The 18362-nt window shown below is 72.7% G+C and carries 16 protein-coding genes; 6 read left to right on the top strand and 10 right to left on the bottom strand.

What is annotated here, in order from left to right; translation table 11 throughout:
- Positions 1-12: 12 nt before the first annotated feature.
- On the bottom strand, positions 13-177 hold the full coding sequence (locus tag ACZ7MX_RS24345) for a hypothetical protein (protein ID WP_472135299.1): 165 nt from the start codon (positions 175-177) through the stop codon (positions 13-15).
- Positions 174-1133 carry an alpha/beta fold hydrolase gene (locus ACZ7MX_RS24340; protein ID WP_472135298.1) on the bottom strand — a complete coding sequence of 320 codons (960 nt, stop codon included), beginning with the start codon at positions 1131-1133 and terminating at the stop codon, positions 174-176. The genes ACZ7MX_RS24345 and ACZ7MX_RS24340 overlap by 4 nt, the downstream gene beginning before the upstream one ends.
- Positions 1134-1250: 117 nt before the next feature.
- Here ACZ7MX_RS24340 and ACZ7MX_RS24335 point away from each other — a divergent pair, with 117 nt between their 5' ends.
- The gene (locus ACZ7MX_RS24335) at positions 1251-1865 is read left to right on the top strand and encodes a TetR/AcrR family transcriptional regulator (protein ID WP_472135296.1); all 615 of its coding nucleotides are present in this window, start codon (positions 1251-1253) and stop codon (positions 1863-1865) included.
- 87 nt (positions 1866-1952) lie between these two features.
- On the opposite strand, the gene ACZ7MX_RS24330 is transcribed toward ACZ7MX_RS24335, so the two are convergent.
- The gene (locus ACZ7MX_RS24330; RefSeq protein ID WP_472135295.1) at positions 1953-2774 is read right to left on the bottom strand and encodes a PucR family transcriptional regulator; all 822 of its coding nucleotides are present in this window, start codon (positions 2772-2774) and stop codon (positions 1953-1955) included.
- A 568-nt stretch (positions 2775-3342) separates the two neighbouring features.
- Between ACZ7MX_RS24330 and ACZ7MX_RS24325 the strand changes: the two genes are divergently transcribed.
- The 3 genes from ACZ7MX_RS24325 (at position 3343) to ACZ7MX_RS24315 (ending at position 6762) form a co-directional block, all read left to right on the top strand.
- Positions 3343-4101, top strand: coding sequence for a hypothetical protein (locus tag ACZ7MX_RS24325; RefSeq protein WP_472135294.1), 759 nt, complete (start codon positions 3343-3345; stop codon positions 4099-4101).
- Positions 4098-5648: an NADH-ubiquinone oxidoreductase-F iron-sulfur binding region domain-containing protein gene (locus ACZ7MX_RS24320; RefSeq protein WP_472135292.1), complete on the top strand. Its 1551-nt coding sequence runs from the start codon at positions 4098-4100 to the stop codon at positions 5646-5648. The genes ACZ7MX_RS24325 and ACZ7MX_RS24320 overlap by 4 nt, the downstream gene beginning before the upstream one ends.
- A gap of 154 nt (positions 5649-5802) precedes the next feature.
- The gene (locus ACZ7MX_RS24315) at positions 5803-6762 is read left to right on the top strand and encodes an SCO0930 family lipoprotein (protein ID WP_472135290.1); all 960 of its coding nucleotides are present in this window, start codon (positions 5803-5805) and stop codon (positions 6760-6762) included.
- Here ACZ7MX_RS24315 and ACZ7MX_RS24310 read toward each other — a convergent pair.
- The 3 genes from ACZ7MX_RS24310 to ACZ7MX_RS24300 all read right to left on the bottom strand — a co-directional run bounded on the left by ACZ7MX_RS24310 (position 6746) and on the right by ACZ7MX_RS24300 (position 10569).
- Positions 6746-8254, bottom strand: coding sequence for a sodium:solute symporter family protein (locus tag ACZ7MX_RS24310; RefSeq protein ID WP_472135476.1), 1509 nt, complete (start codon positions 8252-8254; stop codon positions 6746-6748). The two genes, ACZ7MX_RS24315 and ACZ7MX_RS24310, sit on opposite strands and share 17 nt — an antisense overlap.
- Before the next feature lie 8 nt (positions 8255-8262).
- The gene (locus ACZ7MX_RS24305) at positions 8263-8484 is read right to left on the bottom strand and encodes a DUF3311 domain-containing protein (RefSeq protein ID WP_472135288.1); all 222 of its coding nucleotides are present in this window, start codon (positions 8482-8484) and stop codon (positions 8263-8265) included.
- A gap of 735 nt (positions 8485-9219) precedes the next feature.
- Positions 9220-10569, bottom strand: coding sequence for a DUF445 domain-containing protein (locus ACZ7MX_RS24300; RefSeq protein ID WP_472135286.1), 1350 nt, complete (start codon positions 10567-10569; stop codon positions 9220-9222).
- A gap of 283 nt (positions 10570-10852) precedes the next feature.
- Between ACZ7MX_RS24300 and ACZ7MX_RS24295 the strand changes: the two genes are divergently transcribed.
- Complete coding sequence (locus ACZ7MX_RS24295; protein ID WP_472135284.1) at positions 10853-12163, top strand: SGNH/GDSL hydrolase family protein; 1311 nt, start codon at positions 10853-10855, stop codon at positions 12161-12163.
- Positions 12164-12266: 103 nt separating this feature from the next.
- Here ACZ7MX_RS24295 and ACZ7MX_RS24290 read toward each other — a convergent pair whose 3' ends face one another.
- The 4 genes from ACZ7MX_RS24290 to ACZ7MX_RS24275 all read right to left on the bottom strand — a co-directional run bounded on the left by ACZ7MX_RS24290 (position 12267) and on the right by ACZ7MX_RS24275 (position 15834).
- Positions 12267-12989 carry a DUF1707 SHOCT-like domain-containing protein gene (locus tag ACZ7MX_RS24290; RefSeq protein WP_472135282.1) on the bottom strand — a complete coding sequence of 241 codons (723 nt, stop codon included), beginning with the start codon at positions 12987-12989 and terminating at the stop codon, positions 12267-12269.
- 108 nt (positions 12990-13097) lie between these two features.
- On the bottom strand, positions 13098-14132 hold the full coding sequence (locus tag ACZ7MX_RS24285) for an ABC transporter ATP-binding protein (RefSeq protein WP_472135280.1): 1035 nt from the start codon (positions 14130-14132) through the stop codon (positions 13098-13100).
- A gap of 54 nt (positions 14133-14186) precedes the next feature.
- On the bottom strand, positions 14187-14978 hold the full coding sequence (locus ACZ7MX_RS24280; protein ID WP_472135475.1) for an ABC transporter permease: 792 nt from the start codon (positions 14976-14978) through the stop codon (positions 14187-14189).
- 58 nt (positions 14979-15036) lie between these two features.
- On the bottom strand, positions 15037-15834 hold the full coding sequence (locus tag ACZ7MX_RS24275) for an ABC transporter permease (protein WP_472135278.1): 798 nt from the start codon (positions 15832-15834) through the stop codon (positions 15037-15039).
- Positions 15835-16159: 325 nt separating this feature from the next.
- On the opposite strand from ACZ7MX_RS24275, the gene ACZ7MX_RS24270 reads away from it, so the two are divergent.
- Positions 16160-18361 carry a transglycosylase domain-containing protein gene (locus tag ACZ7MX_RS24270; RefSeq protein WP_472135276.1) on the top strand — a complete coding sequence of 734 codons (2202 nt, stop codon included), beginning with the start codon at positions 16160-16162 and terminating at the stop codon, positions 18359-18361.
- Position 18362: the final 1 nt, after the last annotated feature.

The following is an 18362-nucleotide window of genomic DNA, read 5'->3' as shown; positions in this document are numbered from 1 at the left end:
GGCCGGCCGCCCTCAGGCGAAGACGAATGCCAGCACGATCAGCAGCAGCAGGATCGCCAGCGTCTCCCACCGCGCCGCGCGGACGAGCGTGTCCCACGACGGCAGGGTCCCCCCGCGCGAGGACCCACCGCCCCCGGCGCCGTCGGGACCGCTGTCGTCGGATGTGTCGTCGCTCATCCCGCCATGCTAGGAGACGCGTTCCTCTGGTCGTCCGCGAGGTCCACGGAGTCCATGAACGCCAGCATCCGCTCGTTGACCAGGTCGGCGTGGTCGATCTGCGGTCCGTGACCGGTGGCGGAGACGATCTCGGCGCGGGCTCCGGGGATCAGCCGCGGCACCCGCTCGACCTGCCGCTTCGGGTGCAGCAGCAGGCTCCGCTTGCCGAGCACCAGGTACAGCGGGGTGCGGATGGTGCGGAGTGCGTCGTCGGACAGCGGCAGCGGGGCCGGGCGGCGGATGCGGAAGGCCCGCACACCCGCCCTGATCATCGCGCGCAGTTCCGGCACGATCAGCACCGGCTGCTCCAGCCACTTCGCCAGCGCGGGACGCAGTGCCCGCGGCGCGGAGGTCGCGAAGAGGCTGATGAAGATCCAGACGAAGAAGCGCAGCCCCACCTTCTCCAGACCGCCCGGGTCCAGCGGTGTGACCGAGGCGAGCCGGCCGGGCGCGCGGTGCACCTGGTTCAGGACCAGCCATCCGCCGTACGAGGAACCGACCAGGTGCACCCGGTCCAGGCCGAGGGCGGCCAGCGTCTCGTCCAGCCACTGCGCGGCGTCCTCGGGCCGCCACATGGGTGCGCGGTGCACGCTGCGGCCCGGATCGCCCGGGGTGTCGATCGCGTAGACCGTCCGTTCGGCGCTGAGCGCGGGGGTGTTCGGGTACCACATGGCGGAGCAGCTGCCCGATCCGTGCATCAGGACGACGGGGGTGCGCTGCGCCGCCGCCGGGTCCGCGGGGCCGTAACGGTAGACGTGGGTCGTCCCGTAGGACGTCTCCACGTCCAGCTCTTCACGGATGGGGGCACCGAGGGCATGGACCGCATCACAGGCCGCGAAGTAGCGGTCGCGCAGGGCGTCGTTCACATAGCGGCCGATATCGGCCCGGCTACGGGTGGTGGACGGGGACACGGTCACCTCCAGGGGTCTGTTTTCGTGATACGACCGTACCACGATGTTGGTACAGCGGTATCATCAAAAGTGCCCTCCGGACCTCCGGGCCGGTGACCGGAACGACGAGCGGAGACCCGCCCCATGCCCAAACGCGTGGACCACGCAGAGCGGCGCACCCAGATCGCCGAGGCCCTCGTCCGGGTCGCCGGACGGCGCGGTCTGCACGCCGTCGGCATGCGGGACGTCGCGGCGGAGGCCGGCGTCTCCCTGCGGCTGGTGCAGTACTACTTCGAGACCAAGGAGAAGCTGCTGCTGTACGGACTCGAGCACCTCGCCGTCCGCTTCGGCGAACGCGTCACCGCCCGGGCACGGTCCGCCGACGCCGCCCCCGGACCGCGCGGCACCGTGGAGTCCCTCCTCCTGGCGTCCCTCCCCACCGATGAGGAGAGCCGCACCTTCCACCTCGTCTACACCTCGTACGCGGTGCTCTCGGTGACCGAACCGACCCTCGCCGCCCAGCCGTTCCTCCAGCGGCCCGCCGCCGCCGAGGACGCCCTGACCGACCTGCTCCGCCAGGCGTCCGCGGCCGGCCTCACCGCCCCCGGCCTGGATCCCCGCCTGGAGGCGAGCAGCCTCCTCGCCCTCTCCGCCGGCCTGGGCACCAGCATCCTGGTCGGCCACCGCACCCCCGACTCGGCCACCACGGTCCTCCACCACCACCTGGACCGCATCTTCACCGGGGCGGGGCGGGACTGACCCCCCGCACAGCGGCCCACCGCCCCGCCCCCTGGTGGGGGACGGGGCGGTGGGCCGAAGGGTGCGGTCACGAGGGAACAGCGAGGGTCAGAGGCCGTTCACCCGGGCCTCCCGGGCCATGCCCAGGGGCCGTATCGAGGAGGCGACGGCGCGGGCGCGGCGGCCGGCGCGGGCCCGGTAGGAGCGGACGTGGGCCATCAGGCGGCGGCTGCGGAGCGCCATTTCGAGTTCGAAGCGGGTGCGGGGGTCACGGAGGACCGGACCGAAGAGCTTCTCGATCTGGCGGAGGCGGTAACGGACCGTCTGCGGGTGGACATGCAGCAGTTTCGCCGCCTCCGGGGCGCCGCCGCCCTCCAGCCAGGCGAGCAGGGTGACTTCCAGACGTTCGCTCTGGCGGGGAGTCAATTCCTCCAGGGGGCCGAGCCAGCGGGAGGTCAGGGCATCAGCGAGGGACTCGTCCTGGAGGAGCAGCAGGGCGGAGAGGTGGTCGTCGACGAAGGCCGGGCGGGACTCCGGCCCGACCCGGCCGGGGCCCAGCGTGAGCAGGTAGCGGGCCCAGCGGAGGGAGGAGGCGGTGTCCGTCGAGGGTACGGAGTGGCCGACCGCGGCGGGACGGCCCTTGAGCGCCGCCTCCAGCCGGGCCCGGGTCTGGGTGGCCGGGTCGGGGACGAAGAGACAGGTGTAGCCGTCGACCGTGCCGATGAGTGCGTGGCCCAGTGCGGCGGCGAGTTGGGGCGCCTCGGCGGGGGTGGCGAGGACGACGGCCTGGAGGGTGTCCGGGACCGGCCAGCCGGCCGCGCGGGCCAGGTCACCCAACCCCTCCTCGGGGGTCTCGCGTTGACCGGCGAGCACCTCGAAGAGGTCCTGGCGGGCCCGGGCGACCGGCATCGGCGTGACCACCGATGGCACGGCCGGACGTTTACTTTCCGACTCTTTTTGGTAACCCAGAACTGTCAGCAGCGCCTGTTCCAGGGCCCATTGCGCGTCTTCCACGGGGGTATCGCCGAGAAGTGCCGCCAATGCGGGAAATCCGCGTTGCAACTCCGCGACGACGTCCTCGGCGAGTCCCGGGAGTGCATTTCTGACTACCCGGGTCCACTCACCTCGGGGACGCGACCAGATGCGGTTCAGGAGATCACACATCAGCTACCTCGATCCTGGCGGGGATGGGGGGTTGGACTGGGGAAGGGCGCCCCCGTGCGCCTGACTGGGCATCATCCGGAGTCCCCCGGCGCGACCGCGACGCCGCTGCAGGAATTTGTCACAGCGCGATAAACCTTACGAAAGCCTGAACGCGCTCGTAGATGCTTTTGCACATCCGGTTTACGGCCCTGTGTATCCACCCGGTTACGGAATGTTCAGTGTTACCGGGGGTCACCTGCACAAAAGCCCCGCAATAGCTTCGGGCAAATACCCCGCCGACGGAATTTCACCGGAATTCGCGTCCCGCACCCGTGCCCCGACACCGGGAGGTCCGATGTCCGCACCGCGTTTGCAGACCCGCCAGAGCCGCCGGGCAGCACACCGCGCCCGGCCCTCGCCGGACCGCACACGCGCCCGGCGGCCACCCAAGGAACCCGGGCCGCCGGGCCGCCGTACGCCCGGCGGCCCCGCCCCGACCGCCCTGCTGCGCCCCGCACTTCCGGCCGCGCTGCTGCTCTTCATCGCCGTCACCCTGCACTCCGGCGCGATGGACACCCTGATGCGCTTCCTCGATTTCGGCGCGGGCGTCCTCGCGCTGGTCTCGCTGTCGGTGACGGTGCTGTGGGGCCTCGCGGCCACCGACCGCATGGTGCTGCAGACCGGCCACCGGCTGCTCGCCCAGGCCGTCCACCGCGGCACCGGCGTCGCCGGACTCGGCTTTCTCGGCCTGCACATCTGGGTCAAGGTCGCCGAGGGCCACACCGGCACGGTGTCCGCCGCGGTGCCCTTCACCGACGGCGCCCGCCCGGTCCTCATCGGCCTGGGCACGCTCGCCGCCTACGTGTTCGTCGCCGTCGCGGTGACCGGCGCGGTGCGCGGCGCGTTCACCGGCATCGCGGCCTCCCGCTGGTGGCGTGCGCTGCACATGAGCGCCTACCTGGCGTGGGGACTGGCACTGGTGCACGGCCTGAAGTCGGGCCGCGCCGCGGCCGGTTGGGCCCTGGCCGGATACGCCGTCTGTCTCGCCGCGGTGGCCGTACGGCTGGCCCTGCGGCTGCGCGATGCACGCACGAACTCAGGAGACCTGCCATGACCGCCCCCGCCCCGACCCGTCTGCTGCCGGCGCTGCCCGCGCCGGAGCCCGTACCGACGCTGGCGTCGTTCGGCCCGCCCCGGCTGCTGGCCGGGCTCGACGAGATTCCGCGCATGGACCGGGTGGCGCATCTGGCCCGGCACGGCAGCCTGCCGCAGCTCACCGCGCAGGAACTGGTGGCGCTCGCCGAGGACATCGACCTGCGCGGCCGCGGGGGCGCCGGCTTCCCGTTCGCCCGCAAGGTGTCCGCGGTGCTGGACGGGATGCGGCGCGCCGAGGGCAAGGCCGCGGTGGTCGTCAACGGCAGCGAGGGCGAGCCCAGTTGCCTCAAGGACACCGCGCTGCTGCTGCACGCCCCGCACCTGGTGCTGGACGGCGCGCTGCTGGCCGCCGACGCGCTCGGCGCCCAGGAGGTCGCCCTGGGGGTGACCCGTACGGACGTGGAGGACTCGGTGCGGCGGGCGATCGCCGAACGGGGCCCGGTGCGGCCGGCCTTACGGGTCACCCTGCTGACCGAGCGGTTCGTCACCGGCGAGGGCAGCGCGATGACCAACGGGCTGGGCGGCGGCCCCGGACTGCCCTCGGGCCGCAAGATCCGCTCCAGCGAACGCGGGCTGAACGGGGTGCCGACGCTGCTGTCGAACACCGAGACCTACGCCCAGCTCGCCGTCGCGGCCCGGCTCGGCGCCCTCGGCTACCGGACCGCGGGCCTGCCCACGGAACCGGGCACCCTGCTCCTGACCGTCGCCGGCAACCGGGTGGTGGAGGTCCCCTACGGGGTGCCGCTGGCCCGGGTCCTGGCACTGTGCGGGATGGACCAGGGGCAGGGCGTGCTGATCGGCGGCTACCACGGCACGTTCGTCTCCCCCACGGACGCGCAGACCGTGACGCTGTCCCGCGACGCGCTGGCCGAGTGCGGCGCCGTCCTGGGCGCGGGCGCGGTGCTGCCGCTGCCGTACGACACCTGCCCGGCCGGGGAGACGGTACGGGTCGCGCAGTGGATGGCCGCCGAGTCCGCCGGGCAGTGCGGCCCGTGCGTCCTGGGCCTGCCGGCCCTCGCCGACCAGCTCGACCTGGCCGTACGGGGCGGCGGCGAGGCCGCCCTGGAAGCCGTGCAGGGCCGCATGCGGGCGGTCGAGAAGCGCGGCGCATGCAGCCACCCGGACGGCACCGCGCGGTTCGTGGCCTCGGCCCTCGCCGCCTTCCCCGAGGAGTTCGAGCGCCATGCGCGGGGGTTCGGGTGCGGCCGCCCGGTGACCGGAGCGCTGCCGGTCACCGGGCACCGGCCACCGCCCGCCGCCCTGCCCGCCCCGATACCCGCCCAGGCCAAGCCGGCCGCCCCGCCGCAGGAACGGCTGCTGGTCGACTGGACGCTGTGCCGCGGCCACGGCCTGTGCGCGGACGTCGTGCCGGGCGTCATCAAGCTCGGCCCGGACGGCTACCCGGAGCGGGCCAGCATGCCGCTGCCGGCCCGGATGCGGCGCCGGGCGCAGCTCGCGGTACGCCGCTGCCCGGCCCTCGCCCTGCGGGTCCAGGGCGGCAACTGACCGCTCCGGCACGGTTTTTGGCCGCCGGAGAAAAACTTCGCGCGGCCTGAACGCCGGGCCCCCCGGGTGCCGTATCCCCGTGCGACGGCAACCGACCGGCAAGCAAACGCACCACCTGAACCCATCGACTTCGCCCAACGGCATTGGAGACACCATGATCACTCGACGTCGTGCGGGACTCGCGGCCGCTGCGGTCGCCACCCTGGCGCTCACCGCCGCCTGCGGCAGCAGCGACAACCAGAGCGCCGGCACCACCACCGACAACGTCCAGCCCGCCGGCCAGGGAAGCAGCGCATACGGCTACGGCTCCTCCGGCTCCGGGCAGGGCAGCGACCCGTACGGCGGCCAGGCCGGCGGGGACAGCGGCAAGCCCGCGGCGACCGGCCCGAGCGCCGGCACGCTGGCGCTGCACCAGGACGCCAAGCTCGGCCCGATCGTCACCGACTCCAAGGGCATGACGCTCTACCGCTTCGACAAGGACACCGCCGAGCCGCCGAAGTCCAACTGCTCCGGCTCCTGCGCCACCACCTGGCCCCCGGTGCCGGCCGACGGCTCCTCGGCCCCCGCGGGCATCGCCAAGAGCGCCCTGGGCTCGGTCACCCGCGCCGACGGCACCAAACAGCTGACCATCGGCGGCTGGCCCGCCTACCGCTACGCCAAGGACACCAAGGCCGGCGACACCAAGGGCCAGGGCGTCGGCGGCACCTGGAACGCGCTGACCGCCGAGGGCAAGAAGGCGGTCGCCCAGGAAGCCGCGGACGTCTCGGTGCTCAACCAGCCCGAGCTCGGCCAGATCCTCGTCGACGGCAACGGCATGACCCTCTACCGCTTCAACAAGGACAGCGCCTGGCCGATGAAGTTCGGCTGCAACGACGCCTGCCTGGACACCTGGAAGCCCGCCAAGCCCGCCGACCGCTCCAAGCTGAAGGGCATCGCCCCCAAGCTCATCTCCACCGTCACCCGCCCCGACGGCATCCGCCAACTGGCCGTCGACTGCTGGCCCGTCTACACCTTCACCGGCGACAAGCAGCCCGGTGACATCAACGGCCAGGGCAAGATGGGCCTGTGGTTCGCGGTCTCCAAGGACGGCAAGAAGCTCACGACGACGCCCTGACCGGTTCGGCCTCCCCCTCCGGGAACTCGTCCTCCCCCGCCAGCACCTCGGCGTCCGGCCGGTCGTCCGCCTCCCGCGGCCCCAGCCAGGTGACCGTCAGCGCCACCGCCAGATTCACCGCGAGCCCGACCAGCCCCGCGTTCATCCCCCACACCGGGTCGTGTCCCCCGAAGACCAGGACACAGACCAGAGCGAACCCCGCCACCAGACCGCTCACCGCGGCGAGCCACGTCAGCCGCCGCCACACCAGCCCCAGCAGCAACATCGGCACGAGCTGCGCCATGCCCTCGTACGAGATCAGCGACAGCCGGACCAGGGTGTTCGGGGCGGTGTACGTGAGCACCAGGGCCAGCGCACCCGCCACCACCACGACCACCTGCGACCACAGCTTCTGCCGGGTGGCCAGGCGCGGTACCGCACCCAGCACGCTCCTCCCCCACATCGTGCCGATGACCAGCATGAACACGGCCATCGGCACGATGGAGGAGAGTGCAGCGGCCACCCCGATCAGGCCCACGGCCCAGGCCGGAAGGGAGTCCACCACCAGCTTGAACAACGCCAGATTGGAGTCCGCGCCGGTCAGCCCCGGCACCACGAACAGCGCCGCCAGCCCCAGCAGCATCGGCACGAACAACAGCACGTTGTAGAAGGGCAGGTACATCGCGTTGCGGCGCAGCGCCTCGGCGTTGCGGGCACCGAGGTAGCCGGCCACGGTCGTCGGGAAGATCACCACCGTGAGGGAGTTGACGACGGTGGTGGTGACGAACCAGACCTGCCCCAGCCCGCCCGAGGCGTGCCCCGGAAACGTCAGCCACTCCGCCTTCTCCGCGGTGACCCGGTGCAGGAACTCCCCGTACCCCCCGAAGTAGTGCAACGGCACGTACACCACCAGAAACCCCAGGGTGCCGATGACCAGGACGTCCTTGAGCACCGACACCCAGGCACTGCCCCGCAGCCCGCTGACCACGACGAACCCGCAGGTCACCGCGAACCCGAGAAAATAGGCCCAGTTGAGGCTGATCGTCCCGTACGAGATGGTCGAGACGACCACGCCCATGCCGGTGATCTGCAGCTGGATGTACGGCAGCAGGCACACCGTCGCGAGAACGGCCACCGCGGCCCCCAGCCAGGGCCGCCGGTAGCGGTGGGCGACGATATCGGTGATCCCGACCAGGCCGTGCCGGCGGGCGTAGCCCCACAGCATCGGCCCGACCACGTACCCCAGCGCATAGCCGCAGGACATATAGGCCACCACATACAGCACCGGCGCACCGAAGTTGTACCCCCAGCCGGCCGCACCGAGATAACTGAAGCTGGTGTAACTCTCGCCGGCCATCAGCACCCAGATGAACACGGTCCCGAGACTGCGGCCGCCCACCGACCACTCGGCGAGCCCACCGCCGGAGCCCCGGCCCCGGACCGCCAGCAGCCCGAGCACGACGGTGACGACCATGAATCCACCGAACAGTGCCGTGGAAACGGTCGCGTTCATGGTGTCGTTCACGCCCCCTCCCGGTCGCGTCCCCGCGCCCGCTCACCCCGCCGCGCCAGCCACACGGCCGGCGGGGTGGCGAGCGTCGCCACCAGCATCCAGAAGAACAGGAACGGCAGCCCCAGTACGGTCGGCGCCACCCGGTTGGCCACCGGCAGCACCACGAGGAAGAGGACATAGGGCAGCAGCAACCACAGCAGCCCGGGTCGGTTTCTCGAACGGTTTCCCACGGGTCGAGAGTAGGCGTTCCGCTGCGCTTGGCTTTCTTCCCACGTACTTGGCTGTCCCGCCGCGGGGCGCTGCGCTTTGCGGCGCCTCCCACGTAGCTGGCTTTCCCGCCGCGGGGCGCTGCGCTTTGCGGCGCCGCGTACGTACTTGGCCGTCCCGCCGTCGGGATTGCTCGCCGTTGCGCCTGGCGGCGGGCGTGGTGTTTTCGGGTGCGGTGACAGCCCTACAGACTTCGTCCTCCGGTCTGTCCCCTCCCGGGAGTGGGGGTGGAAGGCCGGTGGGGGTGAGCGTCGTCGTTCCGGGTGTGCCTCGCGTTGGGGGTGTGAGGAATACCGCCCCAGCCCGTTGCGTTGAGGCCCTGCAGGGGGCCTCGCGACCCTTACGGGTTCTGTTCGAGCATCCCGTAGGGGTACCCAGGCCCCCTTGCATGCCTCAACGCCCGCCCCCACGCACCGCATTCCCCCTCCCCCAACGGGAGGGGACGGGCCGGAGGGGCCGGGGTGTGGGACGTAAAGCGTCAGCAGTCCCACACCCCGGCCCCGGAGGCCCGTCACCGCACCCGACACAAACCCAGCCCGCCGCAGGCGCAACGGCGAGACGACCCGCCGCGCCGCAGACAGCCACGTACGCGGCGCCGCAAAGCGCAACGGCGAGCGAGCCCCGCGGCGGGACAGACAGCTACGTGCGCGGCGCCGCAAAGCGCAGCGGAACGGCGGGACAGACGGGTACGTGGGAAGTCAGCCAAGCGCACGCGACACCGTATAGATGGCCAGCCCCGCCAGCGCCCCCACCACCGTGCCGTTGATGCGGATGAACTGGAGGTCGCGGCCGATGTGGGCCTCGATCTTGCGGGAGGTGTGGGCGGCGTCCCAGCCGGCCACCGTGTCGGTGATCAGGGACGTGATCTCGCGCTGGTACGTCGTCACGATGTAGACCGCCGCGCCCTCCAGCCAGCCGTCCACCTTGTTCTGCAGCCGGTCCTCGTCGGACAGCCGGCGGCCCAGGGACAGCAGCGCGGCCCGTACCCGGAGGCGGAGTTCGCTGCGTTCGTCCTCCGCGGCGGCGACGATCATCGCGCGGACCGCGCCCCAGGCGGAGGCGATCAGGTCCTGGACCTCGCCGCGCCCGAGGACCTCGGACTTCAGGTGCTCGACCCGGGTCCTGGTGTCCGGGTCGGTCTGCAGGTCGTCCGCGAAGTCCGCCAGGAAGCGGTCGATGGCGCCGCGCGCGGGGTGCTCGGGCATGTCCCGCATCTCGGTGACGAAGCGCAGCAGTTCCTTGTAGACCCGGTCGCCCACCTTGCGGTCGACGAACCGGGGCGTCCATCCGGGGGCGCCGCCGGAGACGGCCGCCATGACGGAGTCGCCGTGTTCGACCAGCCAGTCGTGGGCGCGGGCGACGACCAGGTCCACCACCCGCCGGTGGCCGCCCTCGGCGACGACCTTCTCCAGCATGGTGCCGAGGCCGGGCGCGATCTCCTGAGCGTCCGCGCGGCGGGTGATCGCCTCGCCGACCACCGCCTGGACGTCGGAGTCGCGCAGTACGGTCAGCGCGCCGCGCAGCGCGGTGGAGAGTTCGGCGGTGACCCGGTCCGCGTTGCGCGGCTCGGCGAGCCAGCCGCCGAGGCGGCGGCCGATGCCCACGGACCGCAGCCGGCGGCGGACGACGTCGGCGGAGAGGAAGTTCTCACCGACGAAATCCCCCAGACTCTGTCCGAGTTGATCCTTTTTCGTGGGGATGATGGCGGTGTGCGGGATCGGTAGTCCCATGGGCCGTTTGAACAGTGCGGTGACCGCGAACCAGTCGGCCAGCGCACCGACCATGCCGGCCTCCGCGGCCGCGGCGACGAACCCGGTCCAGCCGCCCGCCCCCGCGCGGCCGGCCCACGTCGCCAGGGCGTAGACCAGCGCGACGGCCAGCAGCAGGCCGGTGGCCAGCGTCTTCATCCGGCGTACGGCGTGCCGCCGCTCCTCGTCGGCGGCACCGTAGACGAAGCCGCCGGCCGGCGCCACCGGGCCGCGCGGCGCCGCGTCCGGCACCGGGGACGCGTCCCCCGCCGACGCCCTGTCCGTTCTCGTGCGTTCCATCCGCTCCACCGCTCCCACCGTGCCCCCCACCACTCCTACGGCCTATGCTGCGCCGCGGGTCCGGCCACCGGTCCGGCCGTATGTCCCACTGTGACCTACTCCTGGAGCCAACCACGAGTTCCCGGCAACCGCCGGGGGCGGCACCGAACGGGGTGCCGGGCGGCTCCCAGGAGGTCCGTGGGATCATGGGAGACCGACCGGACGCCAACGGTGCCGCTGCCCACCCGCTGCCCTTGCCCGCCCGGAGCCTGGAGCTCCGCTTTCCCCAGGAGACCCCTCCCGCATGAAGAAAAGTGTGGGTTACGCCCTGCTCGCCGTCCTGGCGGCAGTGGTGGTGCTGATCTCGGCCGCGATATTCGCCGGCTTCGGCGGCGAGGACGGCGGGCCGGACAGCTCCCCGCACAAACCGCGCGACCCCGCCGCACCGGCGGTCTCCGGGCAGTGGGTCGGCACCTGGTCGGCGGCCGCGGCGGCGGCCGAGCCCGGCACCCTGGACGGCTACGCCGGGATGTCGATACGCAACGTGGTGCACACCAGCGTCGGCGGCGCCGGCGTCCGCATCCAGCTCTCCAACCTCTACGGCACCCGGCCGCTGGTGGTCAGCCACGCCTCGGTGGCCCTGGCCGCGGCCCCCAGCGACCCCACCGCCGCGGACGGCACGATGCGCCGGCTGTCCTTCGGCGGCAAGCCCGCGGTGACCATCCCGGCGGGCGGCGCGGTCACCAGCGACCCGACCCGGCTGAAGGTCCCCGCCGACGCGGACCTCCTGGTCACCACGTACTCCCCGTCCCCGTCCGGCCCGGCCACCTACCACCCGTACGCCCGGCAGACCTCCTACCTGGCGCGCGGCGACCGCGCCGAGGACGGCACCGGCGCCGCCTACACCGAGCAGAGCCCCTACTGGCGCTATCTGACCGGGGTGGACGTGTGGAGCACCGAGGCGCAGGGCTCGGTGGTCGCCATCGGCGACTCGATCACCGACGGCATCACCTCCACGGCCGGCGCCAACCACCGCTGGACGGACTTCCTGGCCGCCCGGCTGCGCAACGAGCCCGGCGCGCCCCGCTACGGCGTCCTCAACCAGGGCATCAGCGGCAACCGCCTGCTGGTCAACGGCAGCCGCTTCTCGCCCAACAACGGCCCCAGCGTGCTCTCCCGCCTCGACCGCGACGCGCTCTCCCGCACCGGCGTGAAGGCGGTGATCGTCGAGATCGGCCTGAACGACCTGTTCAAGTCACCGCGCCAGCTCGACCCGCAGAAGATCGTCGCGGGCATGCGGCAGATCGTCCGGGAGGCGCACGCCCGCGGCCTGCGCGTCACCGGCTCCACCCTTACGCCGTTCGGCGGACACCGCGGTTACTCCGCCCAGCTGAACTCGGTCCGCGAACGGGTCAACCGCATCATCCGCTCCGGCGCGGTCTACGACGAGGTCGTCGACTTCGACAAGGCCCTCCGCGACCCCGCCGCCCCGGTCCGCCTGCGCCCCGTCTACGACTCCGGCGACCACCTCCATCCGAGCGACGAGGGCTACCGCGCCATGGCCCACACGGTCGACCTCGACCTCCTGCGGCAGTCCGCCCCGGCGTCGCTCTGACCTCCGCCGCACCACCGCGGACCCGTTCGGCCGCCCGGGTGGTCACCTCCCCACCGGGCGCCCTTCCCGCCGGGCGCCCTTCCGCCGCGTTCCGCCGCCGGCGTCAGCCGAGTTCCTTGCGGCGGGCGCGTTCCTCGGCCTTCAGGCGGCGGCGCTCCTCCTTCAGGCGGCGCTTCTCGGAGGTGGGCAGTTTGCGCTCGACGCCGACGCCGCCCATCAGGGCCAGGCCCCGGACGATCACCCGCGGTGCGCCGGGGTCGCCGGGAACGCCGTCCTCACGGGAGTCGAAGCCGCCCATGATGCCCAGTCCCCGTACGTCGACCTCGACACCCGGCGGGACGATGACGTTCACGCCGCCCATGAAGGCCCAGCAGTCGATCACGACCTCCGAGGCGGCGAAGTCGGCCTCGCGCAGATCGATCTCCCCGCCGGCCATGAAGCAGACCGCGGTGAAGCGGCGGCCGATCGTCCAGCGGCCCTTGCGCTGGAAGCCGCCCATGACCGCCAGGCCCGCCGTCGAGCCGCGGGCGTCGTCGACGATCCGGCCGGCCCAGGAGCCCACCGCGGCGGTGTCCTTGTGCAGCGACACGGGGGCCGGCGCCGCGGGGGCGGATGCCGGCGCGGCCGGCAGGTCGGCGGTGAGCGGCGCCAACTCCCCGTACGTACGGGCCAGATAGGCCGCTTCCAGCCGTTCGTCGAACTCCGCCATCTCCAGCCGCCCCTCCGCGAGGGCGTCCCGCAGGATCTCGGCGACCCGGTCGCGGTCGGCGTCGGAGGCACGCAACTCGGCGGCGGCGGCCCGCGGCGCCGGGAGGTCGTCAGTCATACGGACAGCGTATGGGGCAACGGCGGGCGGCGGGCCGGTACGCACCCCTCCCGTCCTCCGGTCCCCCCCGTCCTCCCGTGCTCCCGTGCTCCCGTCCCGTCTTCCTGCCTAGGCCGGCGCGCCCTGGCCGTCCGGGGTGCGGCCGGGCTCCGCGCGGGTCGCGCCGCGGGCGTACAGCTCGGCGATCAGCGACTCGACGTCCGGCTCGCGCAGCGACAGATCCACCAGCGGATAGCGTTCGGCGACCGCGGTGACCAGCGGCGCGGCGCTCTGCGCCGCCGGGAACACCAGCCACTGCCGGGGGCCCTCGACCCGGACCGTACGGGCACCGGGAACGCCCTCGATGGGCGGCAGTTCGCGTTCCAGGTCGACCACGAGGGTGCGTTCGCCGTCGGCCGCCGCGCGCAGCCCGTCCAGTGCGCCGTCGTAGACCAGCCGGCCGTGGTCGATGACCATCACCCGGCGGCACAGCTGCTCGATGTCCGTCAGGTCGTGGGTGGTGAGCAGGACCGTGGTGCCCCGCTCGGCGTTCACCTCGCGGACGAACTCCCGCACCTTCGCCTTGCTGACGACGTCCAGCCCGATGGTGGGCTCGTCGAGGTAGAGCACCTCCGGGTCGTGCAGCAGGGCCGCCGCGATGTCGCCGCGCATCCGCTGCCCGAGGGAGAGCTGCCGCACGGGTACCGCCAGCAGCGGGGCCAGGTCGAGCAGTTCGACGCAGCGCGCCAGGTTGGCGCGGTAGACGGCGTCGGGGATCCGGTACATCCGGCGCACCAGCTCGTAGGAGTCCGCGAGCGGCAGGTCCCACCACAGGGTGGTGCGCTGGCCGAAGACCACGCCGATCCGGCGGGCGAGCCGGGTCCGTTCGCGCGCGGGGTCGATCCCGGCGATCCGCAGCGTACCGCCGCTGGGCACCAGGATGCCGGTCAGCATCTTGATGGTGGTGGACTTGCCCGCGCCGTTCGGGCCGATGTAGCCGACCATCTCGCCGCGCGGCACCTGGAAGGTGATGCCGTCGACGGCCCGCACCTCCTCGCGCACCCGGCGCAGCCGGCCCGCCTTGCGCCGTACCGAGAAGACCTTCTCGATGCCGCGGACGTCGATCAGCGGCTCCGGGCCGCCGGTGTCGTCGAAGGCCGTCATCAGCGCCATCCTTTCGGGGAGTCGGGGGTCGTACGGGACCGGGCCGACATGCCGTCAGCTTCCGGTGCTGCGGTAGCCGCGCAGGCCGTACCGCCAGGCCAGTGCCGCGCCCGCGCACATCAGCGCGGCCACGGCGGGGCCGAGGAAGTCCACCCAGCCGGGCAGGCCGAGCGGGTCGGGGCGGCCCAGCAGGCGCAGTGCGGGCAGCCAGTTGACGAAGGCCAGCGGGACGACGAAGGTGACGCCGCGCACCAGGTCCTTGGCGAACACCGTCGGCGGGTACTGCAGCAGGGCGTTGCCGCCGTAGGTGAAGGAGTTCTGCACCTCGGCCGCGTCCTGCGCCCAGAACTGGAAGGCGGCGCCGGTGGTGAAGACCGCCCCGAAGATGGCCGTACCGCAGACGGCCATCAGCACCACCAGCAGCGTCCGCCCCACCGTCCAGTCCACGTCGAGCCGGGTCACCGACCAGCCGAGCACCAGCAGCGCCTGGGAGATCCGGCCCAGCCGGCGCAGCGCGAACCGGTCGGCGGCGACCTGGGCGAACACCGGGGCGGGGCGCAGCAGCAGGACGTCGAGGGTGCCGTCGCGGACCCGCCGGCCCAGCCGGTCCATGCTGCCCAGCAGCAGGTCGGCGAGGCCCAGCGACAGCCCGGACGTGCCGTACAGGAAAGCGACTTCGGGCAGCGTGAAGCCGCCGAGCGCGTCGATCTGCGTGAACATCAGCAGGATCGCGACGAAGTCCAGTGCGCAGGCGGCGAAGTTGCCGACCGCCATCATCACGAACGAGGCCCGGTAGGCGAGGGTCGAGCGCACCCACATCCGCACGATCAGCCCGTACGCGTACATGCCCTGGGCCGCGGCCGTCCGCCGCCCCTCCCGGGCCGCCGCGGGCCGGGAGTCGTGGTCAGCCACCGTGCACCACCACCCTGCGGCTCGCCGCGGACTGCACCAGCCGGCCCAGCGCCAGCAGCGCCGCGCCCCACGCCGCCTGGAACACCAGCCCGCGCAGCAGCGCGCCGCCGGTGCGCACGCCGATCAGCACATCGGCCGGAACCTGCAGGACCGCCGCCCACGGCAGCAGCTGGGCCACCTCCCCGAAACCGCCGGGGAAGACCCGCAGCGGCAGCAGCATCCCGGAGAAGAACAGGCAGGCCAGCCCGCTGATCAGGGACAGTCCCGAGCCGTCCAGCAGCCAGAACGACGCCAGCGCCACCAGATAGCGCAGCCCGAAGGAGACCACGATCCCCAGCAGCACCGACAGCAGGAACCAGCCCCAGGTCAGCACGTCCCCGGGCAGCGCCAGCGGGAAGACCAGCGCGCCCACCGCCATCGGCACCACCCCGCGGCCGATCAGCTGCATCCCGGCCCGGCCCAGGTCCGCGGCCAGCCACCACAGCTGCAGGTCCGCCGGCCGGTACAGGTCCACCGCGACGTCGCCGGTGCGGATCCGCTCCTGCAGCTCCTCCAGGCCGCCGCCGCCCATCAGTGCCGCCGCCGCCAGCAGCGCCTGCGCGATCCACACGAAGGTCAGCGCCTGCGCCTGGCCGTAGCCGCCCAGATGCGGCCGCTCGGCCCACAGGGCGATGAAGGTGTACGCCACGATGAAGCCGAAGACGGTGTTGGTGAACACCCCGGCCGCCGTCGCGACCCGATAGGTGGCGTACCGCCGGAAGCTGCCGGCCGCCACCGCCACGCACCACACGCACGCTCACCCGGCCCGTTCTCGTCACCCGTTCGGATTCCGCCCCGTCCGGCTGCTGTTCCGTCCGGACGGCGAAGCACCGGAGCCTAAGTCGTGGGCCCGGCGGGCACCATCGAATTACCACCCGTCCGGGTGAGCCATGGGCGCCATTCGGCCGGTCCGGTGGCGGTACCGGGTGCGTGCCACCCCCGCTGAACGGGACGCATGATGCGAAAGTTTCTCCACGGGCAACAGGTGCTTTTCCGGCGTACGGTGCACATCCCCCGACACGAGACCGTTCCGCCGCGGTACAACCCTCGGCGGAGGCCGAGGAGTCCATACCGACATGAGCGGACATCGCACAGTCTGGCGGCGGGCACTGCCCAGCTGGCGCACGGTGCTCGGCACCGTGCTGGGGTTCTCGCTGCTCGTCATCGGCGCGCTGATCGCCGGCTACCTGCTCGTCGACATCCCGCCCGCCAACAGCGCCGCCAAGGCCCAGAGCAACGTCTACCTGTACTCCGACGGCTCCGAACTGGCCCGCGACGGTGACGTCAACCGGCAGAACGTGACGCTCGCCCAGGTGCCCCGGTCCGTCCAGCAGGCCGTGCTCGCCGCCGAGGACCGCGACTTCTACTCCGAGTCCGCCGTCGACCCGGCCGCCATGCTGCGGGCCGCCTGGAACACCCTCACCGGCAAGGGCAAGCAGTCCGGCTCCACCATCACCCAGCAGTACGTCAAGAACTACTACCTCGGCCAGGAACAGACCCTCACCCGCAAGGCCAAGGAGTTCTTCATCGCCGTCAAGCTGGACCGCCGGGTCAGCAAGGACAACATCCTCGAGGGCTACCTCAACTCCAGCTACTACGGCCGCAACGCCTACGGCATCCAGGCCGCGGCCCGCGCCTACTACGGCATCGACTCGGCCGACCTGACCACCGCCCAGGGCGCCTACCTCGCCGCGCTCCTCAACGCCCCCAGCGTCTACGACGTCACCGCCCACCCCGCCAACACCCCGCGCGCCCTGGCCCGCTGGAACTACGTCCTGGACGGCATGGTCAAGCAGAAGTGGCTCAGCCCCGGCGCACGCGCCGCGATGCGCTTCCCGGTGCCCCGGCCCGCCCGCACCTCGCCCGGACTGACCGGCCAGCGCGGCTACCTCGTCGAAGCGGTCAAGGACTACCTCACCGACCACCACATCCTCGACGAGGACACCCTGCGCGCCGGCGGCTACCGCATCACCACCACCCTCAACAGACGGCGCCAGAACGCCTTCGTGCACGCGGTCGACACCCGCCTGATGGACCGGCTCGACGACTCCCGCACCCCCGACGGCTACGTCCGCGCCGGCGGCGCCTCCATCGACGTCCGCACCGGCCGGGTCGTCGCCCTCTACGGCGGCATCGACTACGCCAGGCAGTACGTCAACAGCGCCACCCGCCGCGACTACCAGGTCGGTTCCACCTTCAAGCCGCTCGTCTTCGCCTCCGCCGTGCAGCACCGGGCCACCACCCAGGACGGCGACCCCATCACCCCGAACACCGTCTACGACGGCGACAACAAGCGGATGACCGTCGACCACGGCCACGCCACCGGATTCGCGCCCGCCAACGAGGACGACCGCTCCTACGGGCCGATCACCGTCTCCGAGGCCACCGACAAATCCGTCAACGCCGTCTACGCCCAGATGGGCATCGACGTCGGCCCGGACAAGGTCAAGGACACCGCCGTCGACCTGGGCATCCCCGCCGACGCCCCCGGCCTCGCCGCCTCCCGCGGCGCCATCGCCCTGGGCACCGCCACCCCCAGCGTCCTGGACATGACCCAGGCGTACACCACCCTCGCCCGGCACGGCGAACGCCGCCCCTACACCCTCATCAACAAGATCACCAAGAGCGACGAGGAGATCGACCTGCCCGACCGCGAGACGACCACGGCCATCCCGCGCGAGGCAGCCGACACCACCACCTCCATCCTGCGCAGCGTCGTCGACGGCGGCACCGGCACCGCCGCCCGGGCCGCCGGTCGGCCCGCCGCCGGCAAGACCGGCACCGCCGAGCAGGACAAGGCGGCCTGGTTCGCCGGCTACACCCCCGACCTCGCCACCGTCGTCGCCGTCCTCGGCCAGCACCCGGAGACCGCCGCCCAGGAGCCGCTGTACGGCGCGGCGGGCCTGGACCGGGTCAACGGCGGCGACTTCCCCGCCCAGATCTGGGCCGACTACACCGCGGCCGCCCTGCGCGGCCGCCCCGTCCACGACTTCGACCTCCAGCTCGCGGACGGCGCCGAGCCCTCACCGACGGAGGAACCGTCCGACAGCGAATCGCCGTCCCCCAGCGACTCCGCCCCGCCCTCCCCCGAGCCGTCCGCCTCCCCGACGCGGCCCGCCCCGACCACCGGCCCGCCGACCACCCCGACCACCGGGCCGCCCACCCCCACCTTCCCGACCCCGACCCCGCCGACGACCGAGCCCACACCGGACTTCCCCACCGGCGGCCCGGACGGCGACGCGCTGAGCCGGCGGCTGCGCGCCCGTTGGGGCATGTGAG

The sequence above is a fragment of the Streptomyces sp. NPDC107765 genome (assembly GCF_055657085.1).
Note: the sequence above shows the minus strand (reverse complement) of the source record. Positions and strands in the feature narration are given on the sequence as shown.